A 21,145-nucleotide genomic window follows, 5' to 3' on the forward strand; every position below is an offset into this window, starting at 1 on the left:
GGTGTCCACCATGGAGCATCGCTTCCAGGTCGACCTGCGCGGCATCGTCGACCTGCTCAGCCACCACCTCTACGCCAGTCCCCGGGTCTACGCCCGGGAGCTGCTGCAGAACGCCACCGACGCGATCACCGCCCGGCGGGAGTTCGACGCCGCCGCCGGACCCGGCCGCATCGTCGTCGAACCGCTGCCCGACGGCGCGCTGCGGGTGCACGACAACGGCATCGGCCTGACCGAGCCCGAGGTGCACCTCTTCCTCGCCAGCGTCGGCCGCACCTCCAAGCGCGACGACCTCGGCTTCGCCCGGCAGGACTTCCTGGGACAGTTCGGCATCGGCCTGCTGTCGTGCTTCATGGTCGCCGACGCCGTCGAGGTCGTCTCCCGCTCGGCCAAGGGCGGGCCGGCCGTACGCTGGACCGGCCACGCCGACGGCCGCTACACCACCGAGACCGACGACACCGCCCGCGCGGAGGTCGGCACCACGGTCACCCTGCGACCGCGGACCGACACCCGGCACTGGCTGGTCCCCGACCGGGTCGGCGAACTCGTCCGGTTCTACGCCCACCTGCTCGACGTCGACGTCGAACTGGTCGCCCCCGACGCGGCCCCGGTCCGGCTCACCGACGAGCGGGCCCCGTGGGAGATCGATCACCCGAGCCCGGAGGAGCGGCACGCCGCCCTGATCGACTACGGCCGGCAACTGCTCGGCACCCGGCCGATGGACGTCATCGACCTGCGGGTGCCCGAGGCGGGCCTGGTCGGCGTCGGGTTCGTGCTCCCCTCGGCGTCGGCGGTCGGCCAGGGCGGCCACCGCGTCTACCTCAAGCGGATGCTGCTCAGCGAGGACGCGAGCAAGGTCGTACCGGAGTGGGCGTTCTTCATCCGCTGCGTGGTCGACACCGCCGTGCTGCGGCCGACCGCCAGCCGGGAGGCGCTCTACGAGGACGACCTGCTGTCGTCGGTACGCCAGTCGCTCGGCGAACAGATCCGCGGCTGGCTTCTCGACCTGTCGGTCAACCACCCCGACCGGCTGTCCGCCTTCCTGCGCGTCCACCACCTCGGCGTCAAGGCCCTCGCCGTACGCGACGACGAGATGCTGCGCCTGGTCGACGCCTGGCTGCCCTTCGAGACCAGCCGGGGCGCGATGCCGCTGCGGGTGTTCCGCCGCGGCCTGTCGATGGTCCGTTACGTCGAGACGGTCGACGAGTTCCGCTCGCTGGCCGCGATCGCCAGCGCCGCCGGCACGCCGCTGGTCAACGCCGGCTACGCCTACGACAGCGAGATCCTGCAACGGCTGCGCCGGGTCGACCCGACGATCCAGGTACGTCGCCTCGACCCCGGTGAGCTGGCCGCCCGGCTCGACCCGCTACCGCCGGGCCAGGAGGCGGCCGCCGCCGGCTTCCTGGAGACCGCCCGCACGGTGCTGGCCGACCTGGGCTGCAAGCCGCTGCTGCGCCAGTTCGACCCGGTGACGGTGCCCGCGCTCTACATCGTCGGTCAGCAGGCGGCGAACCAGGACTCGCTGCGGCGCAGCATCGAGGCCTCCGACGAGTTGTGGTCCGACGTGCTGTCGGCGTTCGACGACGTCGAGGTCGACCACCGGCCGGAACTCGTCTTCAACTGGCGCCATCCGCTGGTCCGCCGGATCGCCGCCGACCCGTCCGGCCCGGCGGTACGGCACGCCGTGGAGGCGCTCTACGGTCAGGCGCTGCTCGCCGGCCACCATCCGCTCCGGGCGGTCGACACGGCGGCGCTGAACCGCTCGTTCCTCGCCCTGCTCGACCGGGCGTTCACCGGTCCCCCCAACCGCTGGACCGGCGACGGTCCCACCGAGGAGAAGTCGTGACCAGCAAGGAAGAACTGACCGAGGCCCTGGAGGACGCCCAGGACCTCCCCGACGGCGACGGCAAGATCGCCGAACTGGAACGCATCGTGGCGCACGCCGACGCCCTCGCCGACGTACGGCTCGGCTTCGACGCGCGGTACGCGCTGATCGACGCGTACAACAACCACACCGAGCGGTGGCGGATGCTGCCGGCGTTCGGCTGGTGCCTGGCCGCGTTCGACCGCGACCCGTCGATGTTCGACGACTGGGACGCCGAGATGCTGCGCTGGTACCACAAGTGGGCGGTGGCGACGCTGCGCAGTACGCCCCGGGTCGGGCTGGCCCAGACCCGGGCCGCGCTCGACGACATGGAGCGGCGGTTCCGCGAGGGCGGCCAGAGCCTGCAGACCATCTACAACCTGCGCTGCAAGGTCGCCGACCACCTCGGCGACGAGGCGGAGGCGCGGGAGTGGCTGGCGAAGTGGCGTACGACGCCCCGCGACGAGAACAGCGACTGTGCCGGCTGCGACCCGTCCCGGCAGGCCGAGCTGCTCGCCGGCTGGGGCGAGTGGGAGGAGGCCCTGAAGATCGCCGAGCCGGTGCTCAGCGGTGTGCTCGGCTGCACCGAGCAGCCGGAGAAGGCGCTCGTCGCGGTGATGGTCCCCTACCTGCATCTCGGCCGGTTCGAGGAGGCCGCGCAGGCGCACGTACGCGCCTACCGCCGGCACCGGTACGAGCGGGACTCGTTCGCGTTCCTTCCCGAGCACCTGCGGTTCTGCGCGCTGACCGGGCACCACGAGCGGGGTCTGACCATCCTCGAGGAGCACCTGGGTTGGCTGGACCGGCCCTACGACGAGGCGTCCGCGATGGAGTTCGCCGCGGCCGGCGCGCTGGTCTGCCGGCTCGCCGACGAGGCCGGCCTCGGCCGGCGGACGATCCACCGCCCGGAGCACGGCGACCGGGCGGCCGCCGACGTCACGGTCACCGCGCTGGCGTCCGATCTCGTCGCGACCGCGCAGGATCTGGCCGGCCGGTTCGACGCCCGCAACGGCACCGCGCACCAGTCGGGCCGGATCGCGGCGTGGCTGGCCGCCCGCCCGCTCACCGAGCCGTTCGAGCTGCCGCCGGACGAGCCGCCGCGGGCCGCCGTACCGGCCGGGCTGCCGGTGGAGGGCCGCGACGACGTGGTGGCGCCGCTGACGGTCGAGGCGATCGTCGCGGCGCTGGAAGAGCGCGGTGACCACTACTTCGTCGACGAGGACGGCACGGTCGGCGGCCGGTGGGGCGACGCGCTGGTCCACTTCGAGCGGCTGGGCGAGCGCCGGGAGATCCTGCACGCCCGGGTGGTGGCGCAGCGGCGCCTGTCGGTCGACCGGCTCGCCGAGGCGTACGAGTTCTGCAACGCCTGGAACCACGACCGGCTGCTGCCGAAGGCGTACGTGCACGACACCGGCGAGGGCGAGCTGATCCTGGCCGGCGACGTCACCACCGACCTTGAGCACGGGGTCGCGGCGCCGCAGCTCGCGGTGCTGGTCAACGCCACGCTGGCGACGGGTTCGGCGTTCGCCACCGCGGTCGACGAGCTGCCGTAGCGGCCGCCGGCGCGAGACGAGCGGCGGGGGGGCCTGCCGGGTGGACACCCGGCGGGCCCCGCCGTCACGGCCCGGGCGGTCAGAGCGGAAGGTCCGGCAGGCCACCGGGAACGAGGCCGCCGATGACGCCGAGCAGGCCGGTGATGAAGTCGGTGACGACGCCGATCAGATCGTTGGCCATTGGAATTACCTCCTTGGGTCGATGACTTGCCTACCTCGACCCACTACCCAACGCATACATGTTAATACTCACCGTGACCAACTTTTCCGGCGCCCACCCGCACCGGCCACATCGTCCGGTGCGGCCGGCTACCTACGCTGGTCGGCCCGGAGTCTCGAGGCGGCCCGGCGACGCAGGAGCAGCACCGTCCACGAGCCCAGCACCGCGACCGCCACCAGGGCCTGGACCAGCGGGGTGAAGCGCTCCGGATAGAGCACACCCTCGATGTAGCGGTCGATGAATCCCCCGGTGTAGCCCGATTCACCCGCCTGCCGCCGCGACCACGCCTCGGCGGTCGTGAGCGGACAGGTCAACCCGGCGGCCACCACGATCAGCCCCCACGACGCGGCGACAGCGTGCGCCCAGAACGTCCGCGGCCAGCGCCACGCGATGAAGCCGCCCAGCACGACGTACGCCACGAAGGCGAAGTGCAGCACCAGGATCACGGTCGTCAGCAGTTCGTAGCCCATCGGTCCTCCCGCCGGCCAGCCTATGGCGGCCGGCGGGACGTGCCATACGCATCGGACCCGGGCGGTACTGAGTACGCGTACGGAGTTGCCGGTGGCGGCCGCTCAGACCTCGACGACCGTCGGCACGATCATCGGCCGGCGCCGGTAGGCGTCGTTGACCCAGCGGCCAACCGTGCGCCGGACCAGTTGGCCGAGCTGGTGCGGATCGGTGATGCCCTCCGAGGCGGCCCGGTTGAGGGCCTCGGTGATCAACGGGATGACCGGGTTGAACGCCGCCGGGTCGTCGGAGAAGCCCTTCGCCGACACCGTCGGCCCGCCGACCACCTTGCCGGTGACCGAGTCGACCACCACGGTCGCCGCGATGAAACCGCCGTCGCCGAGGATGCGACGCTCGGTGAGCAGCGACTCGCCGACGTCGCCGACGGCGAGCCCGTCGACGTAGACGTATCTGCTCTTGACGTGCCCGACCAGCGACGCCCGCCCCTCGACCAGGTCGACGACGTCGCCGTCCTCGCACAGCACGACCCGGTCCGGCGCCACGCCCGACTCGATGCCGAGCCGCGCGTGGGCCCGCAGGTGCCGCCACTCGCCGTGCACCGGCAGCAGGTTGCTCGGCCGTACGACGTTGAGCAGGTAGAGCAGCTCACCGGCGGGCGCGTGCCCGGAGACGTGCACCTTGGCGACGTCCTTGTGGATCACGGTCGCGCCGGCCCGGGAGAGCTGGTTGATCACCCGGTAGACCGAGGTCTCGTTGCCCGGCACCAGCGAGCTGGCCAGCACCACGGTGTCCCCGGGGGCGATCGTGATGTGCCTGTGGTCGCCGGTGGACATCCGGCCCAGCGCGCTCATCGGCTCGCCCTGCGAACCGGTCGACATCAGCACGATCCGGTCCGGGGGCAGCGCGGTCGCCTCGTCGAGGCCGACCACCAGACCCGGCGGGATCTGCAGCAGGCCCAGGTCACGGGCGATGCCCATGTTGCGCACCATCGAGCGGCCGATCAGGGCGACCTTGCGGCCGTGCTCGCCGGCCGAGTCGAGCACCTGCTGGACCCGGTGCACGTGCGAGGCGAACGAGGCCACGATGATCCGGCCGCGGGCCTTGGCGAAGATCGAGTCCAGGACCGGGCCGATCTCCCGCTCGGGGGTGACGAAGCCGGGGATCTCCGCGTTGGTCGAGTCGGACAGCAGCAGGTCGACGCCCTCGGCACCGAGGCGGGCGAAGCCGGCCAGATCGGTGACCCGGCCGTCGAGCGGCAACTGGTCCATCTTGAAGTCGCCGGTGTGCAGCACCAGACCGGCCGGGGTCCGGATCGCGACCGCGAGCGCGTCCGGGATCGAGTGGTTGACCGCGAAGAACTCGCACTCGAAGGGGCCCAGCCGCTCGCGGCCGCCCTCCTGGACGGTCAGCGTGTAGGGCTCGATCCGCCGCTCGGCGAGCTTGGCCTCGACCAGGGCGAGGGTGAACTGCGAGCCGACCAGCGGGATGTCGGCCTTGTGCGCGAGCAGGTAGGGCACCGCTCCGATGTGGTCCTCGTGCCCATGGGTGAGCACGATCGCCTGGACGTCGTCGAGCCGGTCCAGGATCGGCGCGAAGTCGGGCAGGATCAGGTCGACGCCCGGCTGCTCGACGTCCGGGAAGAGCACGCCGCAGTCGACGATCAGCAGCTTGCCGCCGAACTCGAAGACGGTCATGTTGCGGCCGATGGCACCGAGCCCGCCCAGCGGGATCACCCGCAGCCCGCCCTCGGGCAGCGGCGGGGGCAGCTCCATCTCGACGTGCGCCTGACTCACCGCAGCTCCAGTCCGGCGTCGGCGCAGTCGCTGCGCAACTGGTCGATCTCGGCCTCGGTCGCGTCGACCAGGGGTGGCCGTACCGGTCCGGCCGGCAGGCCGCGTTGTGCCAGACCGGCCTTGACGAGGATCGTCCCCTGGGTCCGGAAGATGCCGGTGAACAGCGGCAGCAGCCGCCGGTGCAGGGCCAGCGCCTCTTCGGTGTCACCCCGGTCGTACGCCTCGATCATGCGCTTGGCCAGCGCACCCGTGAAGTGCGTGGAGGTGCCGACCAGGCCGACCGCGCCGATCGACAGCGCCGGGAGGGCGAGCGCGTCGTCGCCGCAGTAGTAGGCGAGCCCGGTGCGGCTGAGCACCCAGGAGGTGGCGGTGAGGTCGGCCTTGGCGTCCTTGACCGCGACGATCCGCTCGTGGTCGGCGAGCCGGACCAGGGTCTCGGTCGCGATCGGCACCCCGGCGCGGTGCGGGATGTCGTAGACCATCACCGGCAGGTCGGTCGCGTCGGCGACCGCGGTGAAGTGGCGCAGCAGGCCGGCCTGCGGCGGCTTGTTGTAGTACGGCGTCACGACGAGCAGCCCGTGCGCACCGGCCTTCTGCGCGGTCGCGGCCAACTCGGCCGTGTGCCGGGTGTCGTTGGTGCCGACGCCCGCGACCACCAGCGCCCGGTCGCCGACCGCCTCGACCACCGCGCGGATCAGGGCCTCCTTCTCCGCGTCGGTCGTGGTCGGCGACTCACCGGTGGTGCCGTTGACCACGACCGCGTCGGCGCCCTGCTCGTCGACCAGGTGGCCGGCGAGCTTCCCGGCACCGTCGAGGTCGAGCGCCCCGTCGGCGGAGAACGGCGTGACCATGGCCGTGAGCAGCCGCCCGAACGGGCGTGGTGCGCTCGCGCGCGTGGCGGATGGGTCCTGCGTCATGCACACAACCTAGCGGACGCCGGCAGCGGGTTTTCCACGCTCCCGCACCGTGTCAGGACAGCTCGGCGTACGGGCTCGTCGCCACCTCGGTGCCGTCGGGCAGCCGGGTGACGACGAAGTCGGCGAACACGTTCGGCGCGACCCGCTGGAGTTGGCGCAGGCACTCCACGGCCAGCTCGCGGATCTCGACGTCGGCCTGTTCGGTGGCGCGCATGCCGATGAAGTGCCGCCAGGCGCGGTAGTTGCCGGTGACGACGATCCGGGTCTCGGTGGCGTTGGGCAGCACCGCCCGCGCCGCCTGCCGGGCCTGCTTGCGGCGCAGGGTGGCGTGCTCGACGTCGGCGAACCGGGCCTCCAGCCCCTCGAGCAGCTCGGTGTAGGCGCGCACGCTCGCCTCGGTCGCCTCGACGAACTTCTTGTGCAGCTCCGGGTCCTCGGCGATCACCCGGGGTTCGACCATGGCGGCGTCGCGCTCGGGTACGTAGCGCTGGGAGAGCTGGGAGTACGAGAAGTGCCGGTGCCGGATCAGCTCGTGGGTGAACGAGCGCGACACGCCGGTGAAGTAGAACGTGACGCTGCCGTGCTCCAGCACCGACAGGTGGCCGACCTCCAGGATGTGCGCGAGGTAGCCGGCGTTGGTGGCGGTGGCCGGATTGGGCTTCTTCCACGACTGGTAGCAGGCCCGGCCGGCGAACTCCGCGAGGGCCTGACCGCCTTCGGCGTCGGTCGACCACGCGACGTCCTCCGGCGCCTCGAAGTGGGTCCACCCGATGAGCCTGACCTGCGGCTCGATGATCTCCGGCACGGTGATCCCCCTATGTCATGGCTGGTGTCCCAGGACTGTAACCGCCAACGGCGGGGCCGGGTGACGGCCCCCCGCGACGCCACGCGCGCACCATGAAGACAGCACACACGGCTTGCTATGACGTCACGGCGATGCCATAGTGACGTCATGGACCTCACGCCGTACCTGGACAACCTGCGTCGCGACCTCGCCGCGACCGCGGCACCCGGCGGTGCCGAGATCAGCCGGGCCGCCGAACTGCTCGCCGGCTCGCTGGAACCGAGCGCCCGGCTCTGCCTGCTGGACGCGCTGTCCGACGCCGCCGACGAGATCACCACGCAACTGTCCGGCGCCGGCGTGGAGGTGCGTCTGCGTGGCCGGCAGGCCGAGTTCGTGGTGACCGAGACCCAGCCGGCGTCCGCGCCGGCCCCCCAACCGCCGCCCGTCGACACCGGGGGTGACGTGTCGCGCATCACCCTGCGCCTGCCCGAGGCACTCAAGGACGCCGTCGAGCGGACCGCCGCCGCCGAGGGCGTCTCGGTCAACGCCTGGCTGGTCCGGGCCGTCGCCGGCGCCGTCCAGACCGGACACACCGGACACACCGGCCCGCCGTCCAGCCACCGGTCGGGCCGCCGGATCACCGGCTTCGCCCAGGCCTGAACCCCGCCGCCGGACCAGTGCCGGCGGCACCGACCCCAGGAGGACGTCATGAACGAGTTCCCGCGCGACACCCCGGTCACCGTCGTCGTCAAGCTGAGTGCCGGCGCACTCGACATCGTCGCCGAAGAGCGGACCACCGCCACCGTCGACGTGCGGCCGTACGCCGACAACGAGCAGTCCCGGACGCTCGCCGAACGCACCAGCGTCGAACTGCGCGGCGACACGCTCACCGTCACCACGCCCCACGGCGCCGGCCTGTTCCGCCGCTCCGGCGGCGTACGCGTCGAGATCCGGGTGCCCCACCACAGCGCCGTGCGGGTCAAGGCGGCCTCCGCCGACGTCGACTGCCGGGGCCGCTACGCCGCCGCCTCCGTCGACACGGCGTCCGGTGAGATCCACGTCGAGCACGTCACCGGCGACGCCACCCTGCACAGCTCCAGCGGCGACGTGACCGCGGCGCGGGTCGACGGCCGGCTCACCCTGACCTGCTCGTCCGGCGACCTGAACGCCGGGTACGTCGGCGGCGAGGTCGTCGCCAAGGCGGCCAGCGGCGACATCGACATCCGGGAGGCAATGGCCGGGGTGCACGCCCGCAACGCCTCCGGTGACGTCCGCATCGGCGCGGCCCGCAGCGGCACCGTCGATGTCGGCACCACGTCCGGTGACATCGGCGTCGGCGTCACCGCCGGCACCGGGGTATGGCTCGACGTGAGCACCTTGTCCGGCACCGCCCGCAACGGGCTCGACATGGGCGCCCCCGTGCCGCCGAACGGTCACCAGCTCAGCCTGGCGCTGCGCAGCGCCAGCGGCGACATCGAGGTGCACCGGGTCGCCCCGGCCAAGACGCTGTGACGCGGCCCCGGTCAGACGTGGAACCGGTCAGACGTAGAACCAGTCGAACGGCGCCCACGGCAGGTTGCGCAGCGCCGAGAAGGTGAACCACACGGCGAGGACCACGCCGATCGTCTTCGGGGTGATCCGAAGTTGCGGCAGCCGGCGGCCGAACATGTGCTGCGCCGCCCAGGCCACGTAGAGATAGACCAGGAACGGTACGACGAACACGAACACCAGGTGGTGGCGGGCGGCGGCGCCGAGGTCGCCGTGCATCAGGTACCAGACGGCACGGGTGCCGCCACACCCCGGACAGTCCAGCCCGGTGGTCATCTTCAGCAGGCAGGACGGCATCGCGTCGGGCGAGCTGCGGGTCGGGTCCATCACCAGCACGGTGCCGAGCGCCGCCGCGACGCAGCCGAGCGCGGCCACCGGCGCCGCCCAGCGGGGCGCCCGGTTCCACAGCTTGGTCATGAAGCGGGTGAAGCGGTCGGGTTCGGCGGGCACGAAGGCCGGCGCCGGCTGCCACTGCCCGTCGGGGCCCGGCTGCCAGCCCTCCGGGGCGGCCTGCCACTGCCCGTCCGGGCCGGGCTGCCAGCCGGCGGGCGGCATCATGGTCGGCTGGCCGGCGGGCACGGGTGGCGGGCCCTGCTCGGGGCCGTCCGGCGCCGGCGCGCCCGTCGTCAGGCCGGCCTTCGGGTCAACCACGATCGCCATCCCACCCCGTCTCGGACCCACCGGCACGCCGGGCATCTCCCGCCCGGCACGCGCTCGTCTCACCGTACACCGGCGGGGCTCGACAGCACGGCCGCGAGCGGACCGCGCAGGTCGCCCGCGACGGGCGGCGCGACGTCGGACAGGCCGAGCCAACCGGCGAGCCGGCGCAACTCGTCGGCGAGCGCCAGCGCGGTGCCGGCGACGTCGGCGCCCGGCTCGACCCAGGCCGCCGGCACCCGCAGCACCCCGGCCCTGCGGTCGGCCTTCAGGTCGACCCGGGCGGTGAACCGGTCGCCCTGCAGGAACGGCAGCACGTAGTAGCCGTACACCCGCTGCGGCGCCGGCACGTAGATCTCGATGCGGTAGTTGAATCCGAAGAGCCGCTCGGTGCGGGCCCGCTCCCAGATCAGCGGGTCGAACGGGCTGACCAGGGTGTTGGCCCGGATCCAGCGGGGCAGCCGGGCCTGCGCGTGCAGGTAGGCCGGCCGGCGCCAGCCGGCCACCTGCACCGGGGTCAGCACACCGGCCTCGACCAGCTCGGCCACCGCCGTGCGGGCGGCGTCGACCGGCAGCCGGAAGTAGTCACGCAGCTCCGGCTCGGCGGCCACCCCGAGCGCGCGGGCGGCGACCGCGACCAGCTCACGGTAGGCGTCGGCGGGGGCCGGCGTCGGGGTGTCGAGCACCGCCTTCGGCAGCACCCGCTCCGGTACGTCGTAGAGCCGGGCGAAGGCGGTGTTGCGGGACGCGGCGGTCACCTCGCCGGCCCAGAACAGGAACTCCAGCGCCCGCTTGACCGCCGACCAGTTCCAACCCCAGTTGTCCTTCGCCTTCGGGGTGTCGTGCTCGATGTCGCCGGCGGTCAGCGGCCCGTTGGCGCGCACCTCGTCGAGCACCCAGCGCACCAGGTCCGGCTGCTCGGCGGCGATCCGCCGCATGCCGCCCCACGACTCGACCCGGGCCGCCGCCATCCGGAAGCGCAGTGCCGGCTGGAGCGCGACCGGGATCAGCGACGCCTCGTGCCCCCAGTATTCGAACAGCTCGCGCGGGCGCTGGTAGGCGGCCCGGTCGAGCAACGCCGTCGGGTAGGGCCCGAGCCGGCTGTAGAGCGGCAGGTAGTGGGCGCGCTGGAGGACGTTGACCGAGTCCATCTGGAGCAGCCCGACCCGGCCCAGGACGCGGCGCAGGTGCCGCAGGTCGGGGGTGCCACCGGGCACCGGGTCGGCGAAGCCCTGCGCGGCGAGTGTGATCCGCCGGGCCTGGGCGAGGGAGAGCGATTCGGGTACGGCCACCGCACGCACGCTAGCCGATACCCCCGACACTCCACCGTCCCGCGCGGCGGCGTTTCGGGTTGCCCGGCCGGCGGGCAGGCGGTAGACCGGAGCGGTGCTGACGATCCGGCGCGAGCGGCCCGACGACGCGGCGGCGGCCGCCCTGGTGCACGTACGGGGCTGGCAGGCCGGCTACGCCGGCATCCTGCCCGACGAGGTGCTGGCCCGGCTCGACGTGGGCACCTGGGCACGGCGCCGGCGGGAGGTCGGCACCAGCGACCCGGACCAGCCGTTCACCACCCTGGTCGCCGAGGGGCCGGCCGGCATCGTCGGTCACGTCCGCTTCGGGCCGTACCGCAACGAGCAGGACGAGGACGACCTCGATCCGGCGTACGGCGAGATCCTCGGCCTCTACGTCGACCCGGACCACTGGGGCACCGGCGTCGGCGGGCGGCTGCTCGCGGCGGCCCGTGAGGCGCTGGCCGAGCGGGGCTGGACCGAACTGCGGCTCTGGGTGCTGATCGACAACGTCCGGGCCCGCCGCTTCTACGAGCGGGCCGGGCTAGCTCCGGACGGGGCGCGCAGCGTCTACCGGATCGCCCGCCCCGGCGGTCTCGCCCCGTACGTCTTCCCCGAGATCCGCTACCGCGGTCCGGTCGACGCCGCCTGACCGGTCCCGGATCGGCAGGGCGAAGAGCAGGACGAGGCTGATCCAGGCGTACGCGTTGCTGCCGAGGAACCCGTCGACGCCGGAGAAGTCGACCTGCCACTGCCAGACCAGCCGGCTGACCAGCAATCCGTAGCTGACGGCGGCCAGCCCCAGCAGGGCGCGCCGGCGCCGGCTCCCGGCCGGTGCCGCCAGCCCGTTGTCGACCAGCAGCAGCAGGGCCGGGATGAGCCAGACCAGGTGGTGCACCCAGGTGACCGGGCTGACCAGGCAGGTGACGATGCCGGTCAGCGCCAGCCCGGTCATCTCGTCGCCGCGGGCGACGGCGGCCCGGACCCGCCACACCCAGTACGCGACCACGACGGCCACCAGCACCAGCCACAGCGCCCGGCTCGGGTGGACCGGGTCGAGCCGGGCCACGATGCCCTGCAACGACTGGTTGGAGACGAACGACAGCACCCCGACCCGGTCGGTGTTCCACAGCGCCTGGGTCCAGAACTCCCGCGACGCGTCGGGGAAGAGCGCGGCCGCGACCAGGGTGACCAGGGTGGCCGTGCCGCTGGCCGTGAGCGCGGCCCGCCACCTGCCGGTGACCAGCAGGTAGACGATGAACAGGCCGGGGGTGAGCTTGATCGCGGTGGCCAGGCCGATACCGACCCCGGCCCACCGGCTGCCCCGGGACGTGAACAGCACCAGGTCGGCGGCGACCAGGATCAGCAGGAGCATGTTGACCTGGCCGAAGTTGACCGTCTCGCGCAACGGCTCGAACGCGGCGGCGAGGCAGGCGACGACGGCCAGCGCGAACCAGCGGGTCCAGCCCTGCCGCCGGGCGACCGGGTCGACCAGCCACCACAGCAGCAGCAGGGTCGCCGCCGCCGAGGCGGTGACGCTGACCACGATCGCGACCGGCCAGCTCACCAGCGCCATCGGCAGCATGACCAGTGCCGCGAACGGCGGGTAGGTGAACCCGTACAGGGTGTTGACGCGGATCCAGTCGTAGAGGTGCCCGCCGTCGTTGGCCCAGTAGTTGATCGCCCCGTAGTAGACCTGGAGGTCGAAGAAGCCGTGCCGTTCGGCGGCGACGGCGAGGAACGCGGCGACCGCGACGGCGAGTACGACAACCACCAGCACCCGGCGCGCGGTGCCGGAACCCGCCCCCTTCGCCATCACGTCTCCCCTGGTCCGTAGGCTCACCGGTCATGGCGCTCGGGTACGTCCGTCCAGCGCGTCCACAGGACGCCGGCGAGATCGCACGCATCCAACTCGCGACCTGGCGGGTAGCGTATCGCCGGCTGTTGCCGCGACACGTGCTGGACCGGCTCGACGAGGCGTTCCTGGCCCGGCAGTGGAGTGCGGCGGTCGAGTCGCCGCCGTCGCCACGGCACCGGGTACTGGTCGCGATCGAGCAGGCCGAGCAGTCGGTCCTGGTCGGCTTCGCCGCGTCCGGGCCGGCCGACGAGCAGGCCCTGGCCCCGGAGGAGCCGGCGCTGCCGCCGCACACGGCCGCGGTCACCGACCTGCTCGTCGAGCCGCGCTGGGGCCGGCGCGGGCACGGCAGCCGGCTGCTCGCCGCCACCGTCGACCTGTGGCGCGAGGACGGCTTCGCCACGGCGGTGGCCTGGGCGTTCGACGGCGACGACGCGACCCGGAAGTTCCTGACCTCGACCGGCTGGGAGCCGGACGGGGCGGCCCGGGCGCTCGACGTGGACGACATGCTCGTCCCCCAGTTCCGGCTGCACGTCCGGGTGCCGGACGAGCCGGTGCCGGCACCGCCGGCCGAGACCGGGCCGGCCGGGGCACCGCCGGCCGAGGCGGGACCGGCTCAGGCGGGACCGGCGGCGTAGCGCCGGTCAGCCCTTGTCGCTGCCCTCGTTGGCGCCGCGGATGAAGTAGCGCTGGAAGATCACGAAGATCACCGCCACCGGGATGGTCGCCAGCAGGGCCGCGCCGAGCTTGAGCGGATACTGCGAGCCGGCCCCGAGCGAGCCGCTGACCAGGTCGGCCAGCCCGCGCGGCAGGGTGAACAGCGCCGGGTCCTGCACGGCGACCAGGGTGTGCGGGAACTCGTTCCACGAGCCCTGGAACGACAGGATGGTCAGCGTGATCAGCGCCGGCCGGGCCATCGGCAGCACCACGGACCAGAACGTACGGAACACGCCGGCCCCGTCGATGCGGGCCGCCTCCTCGACGCTGACCGGGATCGACTCGAAGAACTGCTTCATGATGAAGACGCCGGCCGCGTCGACGAGCAGCGGCAGGATCAGCGCGGTGTAGGTGTCGTAGATGCCGAGCTGGTTGAGGACCAGGAACTTCGGGATCAGCAGCACGACGCCGGGCACCGCCATCACCGCGATCACCGCCGCGAAGATCGCGCCCCGGCCGCGGAAGCGCAGCCGGGCCAGGGCGTAGCCGGCCAGCGAGTCGAGCAGGATCCGGCCGATCGTCACCACGACGGTGACGACCAGCGAGTTCGTCATCCACAGTGGGAAGTTGGTGCCCTCGAAGATCCGCTGGAAGCTGGCGAGGTCCACCGGGTCGGGCACCGGGGACAGCGGGTTGGCGGCGGCATCCGGCTCGGTCTTGAACGACCCGGCGATCTGGATCACGAACGGGTAGAGGAAGACCAGGGCGAAGAAGACCAGGATCGCGTACCCGACGAGGTTGCTCACCAGGCCGCGCGGCCCGGCGGGCCGGCCCATGGCACGCGGGGGGCGTTTCGCCGCGCCGCCGGTACGCCGTCCCGGGTCGGTGGTCACGGCCATGTCAGGACCTCCGCTCGGCGCGGCGCCGGAACCGTCGGGGCCGGTCGCCGTCACGCTCGCGCAGGACCCGCCGCTGGACCAGCGTCAGGACGATGATGATCAGGAACAGGACGAACGAGATAGCCGCGCCGGAGCCGTACTCGAAGTCGCGGAACGCGGTCCGGTAGGACAGGTACGCCGGGGTGAGCGTCGTCTTCGCCGGATTGCCCTGGCTCATCACGTAGATCTGGTCGAAGACCTGCCAGGTGCCGATCAGCCCGAGGGTCAGCACCAGGAAGAGGGTCGGCCGGATCATCGGCAGGGTCACGTACCGCAGCCGCTGCCACCGGCCGGCGCCGTCGAGGGTGCTGGCCTCCTCCAGTGCCTCCGGCACGTTCTGCAGCGCGGCCAGGAACATCAGCATGAAGGTGCCGGACGTGGTCCAGACGACCAGGGCGATGATCGCGCACATCGCCACGCTCGGCCCGGACAGCCAGTCCCACCAGGTCAGCCCGAACGGCCCGCCGCCGGCCAGCGCGGCCGGCGCGCTGTCGACGCCGAACACGCCGAACACGATGTGCAGTACGCCGCGGGCGTCGGAGAACCAGGCCGGCCCGTCGATGCCGAGGAGGGCGAGCAGGCCGTTGACCGCGCCGGAGTTGGCGAACAGGAAGAGGAAGACCACGCTGATCGCGACCGAACTGGTCACCGACGGGAAGTAGAACGCGGTACGGAAGAACGACCGCCCCTTCAGCATCCGCCGGTTGACCACCAGGGCGAGGAAGAGCGCGAGCACGGTCTGCACCGGCACCACGATCGCCACGTAGTAGAGGTTGTTGCGGATCGCGGTCATGAAGTCGCGCCGGGCCAGGCCGTCCTCGGCGAACAGCCGGGTGTAGTTGTCGACGCCGACGAACGGCACGCCGGCCCGGAACGGGCTGCCCTGGCCGTTCCAGCCGGTGAGGCTCACCCACAGCGCCATCAGGATCGGCAGCAGGAGGAACAGCCCGAGGATCACCACCACCGGGGCGACGAACAACCAGCCGGCGACGGCCTCGTTGCCCCGGATGCCGGAGCCCGGCCGCCGGCCCGCCTTCGCTCGCGTACCGGAGACGTCAGGCATCTTCCCCTCCCCCACGAATCGGTCACCGCGCCGGGGGGCGGCCGGTCCGGCCGCCCCCCGGTCGCGGGTCAGCCGCCGAGCACCGCCTCGGTGTTGCGTTGCAGGTTCTGCAGGATCGCCTTCGGGTCGCCGCCGGCCAGGCCGCCGAGCTGGGCGTCGAAGTCGACCAGGACGCTGTCCATCTTCGGGGCGTTCACCGGGCCCTGGGCGTACTCGGCGCCGTCGATGAACGGCTTGTCACCGGGGAACTGCTGGAGGTACCGGTCCCGGGCGGACTCCCGCGACGGCATGACGCCGAACGCCGAGGCGAACGTCAGCTGCTGGTCGACGGTGGTCATCGCCTCGACGAAGCTGATCGCCTGTTCCTTGTACTTGCTCTTGGCCGAGATGCCCCAGCAGTTGGTGAAGGACAGGGTGCCGGTTCCGGCGGGTCCGGCGGGCAGCGGGTGGACGGCGTACTTCACGTCCGGGAAGTCGTTCTGCAGGGCGCCCTTGATCCAGTTGCCCTCGATCGTCATGGCCGCCTGGCCCTTGCCGAACGCCTCGCCGGCCCAGCCCGCGTCGAGCTGCTTCGGGTACGCGGCGAGCCCGCCGGCGACGAGCGTCTTGACGTACTCCAGGGCCCGCAGGTTCTCCGGGGTGTCGGCGGTGGCCTTGGTGCCGTCGGGGCTGGTGATCCAGCCGCCGGCCTGGACCATGAAGGCACCGACGCGGTCGCGGGTGTCGGCGACGGTCAGCGGCATGATCCCGGCCGCCTTGATCTTCTCGGCGGCGGCGGTCAGCTGCTCCCAGGTGGTGGGGACGTCCGCCTCGGTCAGGCCCGCCCGCGTCCACAGGTCGGTGTTGATCTGGAGGGCGAGGGTGGAGAAGTCCTTCGGCGCGCAGTAGAGCTGGCCGTCGCGGGTGAAGGCGGTGCGCAGGCTCTCGTAGAAGTCACCGGACTCACTGATCTTGTCGCCGTACGGCTCCAGCGCGCCGACGGCGGCGTAGTCGGCGAACCGGCCGGCCTCGACGTAGAACACGTCCGGCGGGTTGTCGCCGGCGAACGCCTGGCCGAGCTGCTGGGTGAGGTCCTGGGCGGGGGTGACCGTCGCGGTGTTGCCGGACGCGGTCGCCCACGCCGCGGCGGCGTCCTGCACCGCCTTGGTCTCGGCGTCGCCGGACGACCCGATCAGGATCTGCAGCGCGGCCGGACCGTCCTGCTGGGCCGGGCCGCTGTCGTCGTCGAACCCGCTGCCGCAGGCGGCCGTGCCGAGCAGCGCGATGGCGGTGACACCCGCGAGGGCGGCCCGCCGGAGTGGCCGGTTGGTCATGTCGTCTCCAGGTGGTTCCGGTGGGATCACGCCGTCTGGCGGAGCACCAGCGACGGGTGCAGCAGCAGGGGGGTCGGGGGTACGGGCGGGCCGTCGAGCATCGCGACCATGAGGTCGACGCAGCCGGCGGCCGCCTGGCGCAGTGGCTGGCTGACGCTGGTCAGCCCCATCGCGGCGGCCACCGGCGTGTCGTCGAAGCCGATGACGGCCAGCGACCCGGCCGGGTCGGGGTCGGCGCGCAGCGCGCCGAGCGCGAGCGAGTCGCTGACGCAGACCAGCGCGGTCGGCGGGTCGTCGAGGTCGAGCAGCTCGCGGGCCGTCGCCTCGCCCTCGGCGATCCCGTCGACGGTCTCCCGGGCCAGCCCGTGCGGGTCGAGGCCGACCTCGGCGAGAGTGGACTCCCAGCCCGAGCGGCGGTCGTCGCCGACCGCGGAGCCGGCCGGCCAGCCGATGAAGCCGATCCGCCGGTGTCCGGTGGCGAGCAGCCGGCGGGTCGCCTGGGCGACGCCGTCGGCGCCGTCCACGTCGACCCAGAGGTGCAGGTCGGGGGTGTCCCAGGGGCGGCCGAACGTCACGAACGGCACGTCGCGCCGGGCCAGCCAGGAGGTACGGGGGTCGCCGTGCCCGGTCCCGGTGAGCACGAACCCGTCGAGGTCGTACGCCCCGAGCAGGTCGTCGTAGGTGGCGATCTCGTCGTTGTCGTCGCGGGCGGTGTAGAGCATCACCCGGTAGCCGGCCGCGCCGGCGGCGTCGGTCAGCCCGTGCAGGAACCGGTCGGCGACCGACCCGTTGACGCCGTCACCGGCCGGCTCGATGCGTACGGCGAGGAGGCGGGACCGGCCGGTACGCATCTGGCGCGCGGCCTGGTTGGCGCGGTAGCCGAGGGCGGCGATGGCCGCGCGCACCCGCTCCCGGGTTTCCGGTCGCACGATGTCCGGGCTGTTGATGACGTTCGAAACAGTCTGCCGGGACACCTGGGCATACGCGGCAACAGTCGCGATAGTTACCTTCTGCGACATCCACCACCTCCTGACCTGCTTGAACGTTCCAATTCGGATAGTGCATGATTAGATCGTTCAAGTTTCTGGAATGTTTCGCACTTTGACACTGCGGACACGGTTCTGTCAACTCCCCGACAACGCGTCCGCGACCCTGTCCTCCACCCTGCGAACAGGAGCGCCCATGGAAGACCGCCGCCTGCAACCGCTGCTGCACGATCTCGTCGGCCTCGTCCTGGCCCCGACCAGCGCGCTGGCCGGACCGGACGGCCAGATCCGCGCCGCCGGGGTCCAGGGGGTCTTCCACGCCGACGCCCGGGTGCTCTCCCAGGCCCTGCTACGCGTTGACGACCGCGAGCCGGAGCCGCTCACCCACGCCCCCGACGGCCCGTACGGCGCCCGCTTCGTGGCGCTCGCCCGCTGGCTGGGTGACCCCACCCCCGACCCGACCGTCCGCCTCGACCGGGTACGGCGGATGACGCCGGCCGGCCTCACCGAGGAGATCCGGGTGACCTCGACCGCCGGGCTGCCGGTGACCGCCACCGTCACCGTCGACCTGGCCTGCGACCTCGCCCCGATCGAGGTGGTCAAGTCCGGCGGCCACGGCGAACCGCTGACCGCCAAGACCGGCCGGCCCGGCGAACTGGTCTGGGCGGCCGACGGCACCACCGTCACGGTCACCGCCGAAGCCGGCGAGGTGAGCGGTCCGGTCCGGCCCGCGACGGTCGGCACCGCCACCGCCGCCGACCCGACCGGCGCGTACCGGATCACCTGGCCGGTCCGGCTCGCCCCCGGCGCCCGGACCACGCTGCGCTGGCGGCTCGCGGTCGACGACCCGCGCGCCGTCGTCGTCCGCCCGGTCGGCGACACCGCCTGGTCGCGGCCCACCGTGACCGCCGACGACCACCGGCTGCGCCGCCTGGTCGACCGGTCCGTCGACGACCTGGCCGCACTGCGGCTGGCCACCGCCGACACCCCGCACGACGTCTTCCTCGGCGCCGGCGTGCCCTGGTTCCTCACCCTCTTCGGCCGGGACAGCATCTGGGCCGCCCGGATGCTCCTGCCGCTGGGCACCGAACTGGCCGGCGGCACCCTGCGCACGCTGGCCCGCCGCCAGGGCACCCGGGTCGACGGCGAGTCCGGCGAGGCCCCCGGCAAGATCATGCACGAGCTGCGCCGGCACGAGTTCCACCTGCGCGGCGACCGTCTCAGCCTGCCCGCCGCCTACTACGGCACCGTCGACGCCACCCTGCTGTGGATCTCGCTGCTGCACGACGCCTGGCGCTGGGGCCTGCCCGAGGCCGAGGTCGCCGACCTGCTGCCGCACCTCGAGGCGGCACTGGGCTGGCTGGCCGACCACGCCGACGCCGACGGCGACGGCTTCGTCGAGTACGTCGACACCAGCGGGCACGGCCTGGCCAACCAGGGCTGGAAGGACTCCTTCGACGCGGTCCGGTTCCACGACGGCCGGTTCGCCGAGGCACCCGTCGCCCTCGCCGAGGTGCAGGGGTACGCGTACGAGGCGGCCGTCGCCGGGGCCGCCCTCCTCGACGCCTTCGGCCGCCCCGGCGGCGACCGCTGGCGCGGCTACGCCGCCGGACTCGCCGAACGCTTCCGCACCCGGTTCTGGGTCGACGGCCCGCTCGGCCCCCAGCCGGCACTCGCCCTCGACGGCCGCAAACGCCCGGTCGACTCACTGACCAGCAACATCGGCCACCTGCTCGGCACCGGCCTGCTCACCGGCGCCGAGTCGACCACCGTCGCCGAACTGCTCTCCTCGGTCGCGCTGTCCGGCGGCTTCGGCCTGCGTACGATGTCCGACCTGGACGCGGCGTTCAGCCCGCTGTCGTACCACTGCGGTTCGGTCTGGGCCCACGACACCGCCATCGTGCTCGCCGGCCTCGCCCGCGGCGGATTCAGCGTGCCGGCGGCCCGGCTCGCCGATGGCCTGCTCGCCGCCGGTGAGGCGTTCGACTACCGGCTGCCGGAACTCTTCGGCGGCGACGACCGGACGGTCGGCCGCCCGGTGCCGTACCCCGCGGCCTGCCGGCCGCAGGCATGGTCCGCGGCGGTCGCCGTCGTGCTGCTACAGGCCGCGACCGGCCTCGACCCCGACGTGCCGGCCGGCCGGGTGCGCCTGCGTCCGCTGCGTCCCGGCCCGTTCGGCGCGCTGAGCGTCAGCGGGCTGCGGGTGGCCGGCAGCCCGGTCGACGTCGCCGTGGACCGGGACGGGACGGCCCGGATCAGCGGCCTGCCCGCCGGCCTGACCGTCGACGTCGAGCCCTGACCGGCGCAGCCCGGAGTGCGGCCCCTGCCGGCACGGCCCGGCTCACGGTCGTGGTGATCGTCTGCTGCTCAGGCACTCCCGCGCCGGCGTGTCGAGTGTCCGGACGACAGACGATCGAGGCCGGACGGCCGGGGACGGCCGGTGACGGCGGACCGACGGGGGTCAGTCCAGGAGCGCGTCGAGGCCGAGGGTGAGACCGGGCCGGCGCGACACCTCGCGGACGGCCAGCAGCACGCCGGGCATGAACGAGGCCCGGTCGAGGGAGTCGTGCCGGATCGTCAGCGTCTCGCCGGCCGTACCGAGCAGCACCTCCTGGTGCGCGACCAGGCCGGCGGCACGCACCGAGTGCACGCGTACGCCCTCGACCAGGGTGCCCCGCGCGCCCGCCATCTCGTCGGCGGTGGCGTCGGGCATCGGCGCCGATCCGGCGGCCGCCCTGGCCTGCGCGATCACGCGGGCGGTGTGGAGGGCGGTGCCGCTCGGCGCGTCGACCTTCTTCGGGTGGTGCTGCTCGATGATCTCGACGGAGTCGAAGAAGCGGGCGGCGCGGGCGGCGAACTGCATCATCAGCACCGCGCCGATGCCGAAGTTGGGCGCGATGACGACGCCGACGTCCGGCCGGTCCGCGAGCCAGCCGCGTACCCGGTCCAGCCGCTCGTTGGTGAACCCGCTGGTGCCGACCACCACGTGGATGCCCTGGTCGACGGCCCAGCTCAGGTGGTCCATGACCACGTCGGGCGTGGTGAAGTCGACGATCACCCGCGCGCCGGCGTCGGCGGCGGCGGTCAGCGGGTCCTCCTGGTCGATGGCCGCCACGAGTTCGACGTCGGCGGCCGCGTCGACCGCCCGGCACACCTCGAGGCCCATCCGTCCCCGGGCGCCCAGCACGCCGACCCGGATCGGTCCACCCGTCCGGTCCCTGGGTTCACGCTCGTCAGTCACGG

Annotated in this window: 18 protein-coding genes and 1 pseudogene; 7 read left to right on the top strand and 12 right to left on the bottom strand. The window is 73.1% G+C overall.

All coding sequences use genetic code 11. The features are described 5' to 3' along the window. The first annotated feature begins 10 nt into the window (after window positions 1–10). Window positions 11–1,843, top strand: coding sequence for an HSP90 family protein (locus QCD66_RS28820; RefSeq protein WP_375735204.1), 1,833 nt, complete (start codon window positions 11–13; stop codon window positions 1,841–1,843). Next, a pseudogene (locus QCD66_RS28825) lies at window positions 1,824–3,414 on the top strand (YbjN domain-containing protein); the annotation flags it as partial. The gene QCD66_RS28820 and the pseudogene QCD66_RS28825, both read left to right, overlap by 20 nt. A gap of 309 nt (window positions 3,415–3,723) precedes the next feature. On the opposite strand, the gene QCD66_RS28830 reads toward QCD66_RS28825, so the two are convergent. From QCD66_RS28830 to thyX, 4 genes are all read right to left on the bottom strand, one after another. Then, window positions 3,724–4,104, bottom strand: a complete 381-nt coding sequence (locus QCD66_RS28830; protein WP_357535877.1) for a DUF2784 domain-containing protein — start codon at window positions 4,102–4,104, stop codon at window positions 3,724–3,726. A gap of 102 nt (window positions 4,105–4,206) precedes the next feature. Continuing rightward, window positions 4,207–5,895 carry a ribonuclease J gene (locus QCD66_RS28835; RefSeq protein ID WP_364207956.1) on the bottom strand — a complete coding sequence of 563 codons (1,689 nt, stop codon included), beginning with the start codon at window positions 5,893–5,895 and terminating at the stop codon, window positions 4,207–4,209. Next, window positions 5,892–6,812, bottom strand: coding sequence for a 4-hydroxy-tetrahydrodipicolinate synthase (gene dapA, locus QCD66_RS28840; RefSeq protein ID WP_364207958.1), 921 nt, complete (start codon window positions 6,810–6,812; stop codon window positions 5,892–5,894). The genes QCD66_RS28835 and dapA overlap by 4 nt, the downstream gene beginning before the upstream one ends. Before the next feature lie 52 nt (window positions 6,813–6,864). Beyond that, window positions 6,865–7,608 (bottom strand): FAD-dependent thymidylate synthase, encoded by a 744-nt coding sequence (gene thyX, locus QCD66_RS28845; protein WP_364208795.1) that lies wholly within the window; start codon window positions 7,606–7,608, stop codon window positions 6,865–6,867. Between the two features lie 156 nt (window positions 7,609–7,764). On the opposite strand from thyX, the gene QCD66_RS28850 reads away from it, so the two are divergent. Both QCD66_RS28850 and QCD66_RS28855 read left to right on the top strand, forming a co-directional pair. After that, window positions 7,765–8,256 carry a toxin-antitoxin system HicB family antitoxin gene (locus QCD66_RS28850; RefSeq protein WP_364207960.1) on the top strand — a complete coding sequence of 164 codons (492 nt, stop codon included), beginning with the start codon at window positions 7,765–7,767 and terminating at the stop codon, window positions 8,254–8,256. Window positions 8,257–8,304: 48 nt separating this feature from the next. Further along, the gene (locus QCD66_RS28855; protein ID WP_375735203.1) at window positions 8,305–9,108 is read left to right on the top strand and encodes a DUF4097 domain-containing protein; all 804 of its coding nucleotides are present in this window, start codon (window positions 8,305–8,307) and stop codon (window positions 9,106–9,108) included. A gap of 27 nt (window positions 9,109–9,135) precedes the next feature. Here QCD66_RS28855 and QCD66_RS28860 read toward each other — a convergent pair whose 3' ends face one another. Both QCD66_RS28860 and QCD66_RS28865 read right to left on the bottom strand, forming a co-directional pair. Beyond that, a complete protein-coding gene (locus QCD66_RS28860; protein WP_375735202.1) occupies window positions 9,136–9,804 on the bottom strand; it encodes a DUF2752 domain-containing protein in 669 nt (222 codons plus the stop codon). A gap of 59 nt (window positions 9,805–9,863) precedes the next feature. Continuing rightward, window positions 9,864–11,093, bottom strand: coding sequence for a winged helix-turn-helix domain-containing protein (locus QCD66_RS28865; RefSeq protein ID WP_375735201.1), 1,230 nt, complete (start codon window positions 11,091–11,093; stop codon window positions 9,864–9,866). 94 nt (window positions 11,094–11,187) lie between these two features. Between QCD66_RS28865 and QCD66_RS28870 the strand changes: the two genes are divergently transcribed. Then, window positions 11,188–11,742, top strand: coding sequence for a GNAT family N-acetyltransferase (locus QCD66_RS28870; RefSeq protein ID WP_375735200.1), 555 nt, complete (start codon window positions 11,188–11,190; stop codon window positions 11,740–11,742). On the opposite strand, the gene QCD66_RS28875 is transcribed toward QCD66_RS28870, so the two are convergent. After that, complete coding sequence (locus QCD66_RS28875; RefSeq protein ID WP_364207970.1) at window positions 11,635–12,906, bottom strand: glycosyltransferase 87 family protein; 1,272 nt, start codon at window positions 12,904–12,906, stop codon at window positions 11,635–11,637. The genes QCD66_RS28870 and QCD66_RS28875 overlap by 108 nt on opposite strands. A gap of 32 nt (window positions 12,907–12,938) precedes the next feature. On the opposite strand from QCD66_RS28875, the gene QCD66_RS28880 reads away from it, so the two are divergent. Then, window positions 12,939–13,583: a GNAT family N-acetyltransferase gene (locus QCD66_RS28880; RefSeq protein ID WP_375735199.1), complete on the top strand. Its 645-nt coding sequence runs from the start codon at window positions 12,939–12,941 to the stop codon at window positions 13,581–13,583. 6 nt (window positions 13,584–13,589) lie between these two features. On the opposite strand, the gene QCD66_RS28885 is transcribed toward QCD66_RS28880, so the two are convergent. The 4 genes from QCD66_RS28885 to QCD66_RS28900 form a co-directional block, all read right to left on the bottom strand. Beyond that, the gene (locus QCD66_RS28885) at window positions 13,590–14,501 is read right to left on the bottom strand and encodes a carbohydrate ABC transporter permease (RefSeq protein WP_364207972.1); all 912 of its coding nucleotides are present in this window, start codon (window positions 14,499–14,501) and stop codon (window positions 13,590–13,592) included. A gap of 1 nt (window position 14,502) precedes the next feature. Then, window positions 14,503–15,603 carry a sugar ABC transporter permease gene (locus QCD66_RS28890; protein WP_364207974.1) on the bottom strand — a complete coding sequence of 367 codons (1,101 nt, stop codon included), beginning with the start codon at window positions 15,601–15,603 and terminating at the stop codon, window positions 14,503–14,505. A gap of 68 nt (window positions 15,604–15,671) precedes the next feature. Continuing rightward, a complete protein-coding gene (locus QCD66_RS28895) occupies window positions 15,672–16,916 on the bottom strand; it encodes an extracellular solute-binding protein (protein ID WP_375735198.1) in 1,245 nt (414 codons plus the stop codon). A 26-nt stretch (window positions 16,917–16,942) separates the two neighbouring features. Next, window positions 16,943–17,935 carry a LacI family DNA-binding transcriptional regulator gene (locus QCD66_RS28900; RefSeq protein ID WP_375735197.1) on the bottom strand — a complete coding sequence of 331 codons (993 nt, stop codon included), beginning with the start codon at window positions 17,933–17,935 and terminating at the stop codon, window positions 16,943–16,945. A gap of 163 nt (window positions 17,936–18,098) precedes the next feature. Here QCD66_RS28900 and QCD66_RS28905 point away from each other — a divergent pair, with 163 nt between their 5' ends. Next, entirely contained in the window at window positions 18,099–20,201 is a 2,103-nt protein-coding gene (locus QCD66_RS28905) for a glycogen debranching N-terminal domain-containing protein (protein WP_375735196.1), read from the top strand. Between the two features lie 162 nt (window positions 20,202–20,363). Here the strand turns inward: QCD66_RS28905 and dapB are convergent, their stop codons facing one another. Further along, window positions 20,364–21,143 (bottom strand): 4-hydroxy-tetrahydrodipicolinate reductase, encoded by a 780-nt coding sequence (dapB, locus tag QCD66_RS28910; protein WP_375735195.1) that lies wholly within the window; start codon window positions 21,141–21,143, stop codon window positions 20,364–20,366. Window positions 21,144–21,145: the final 2 nt, after the last annotated feature.

Source organism: Polymorphospora sp. A560 (assembly GCF_045781765.1).
GTDB classification, from domain to species: domain Bacteria; phylum Actinomycetota; class Actinomycetes; order Mycobacteriales; family Micromonosporaceae; genus Polymorphospora; species Polymorphospora lycopeni.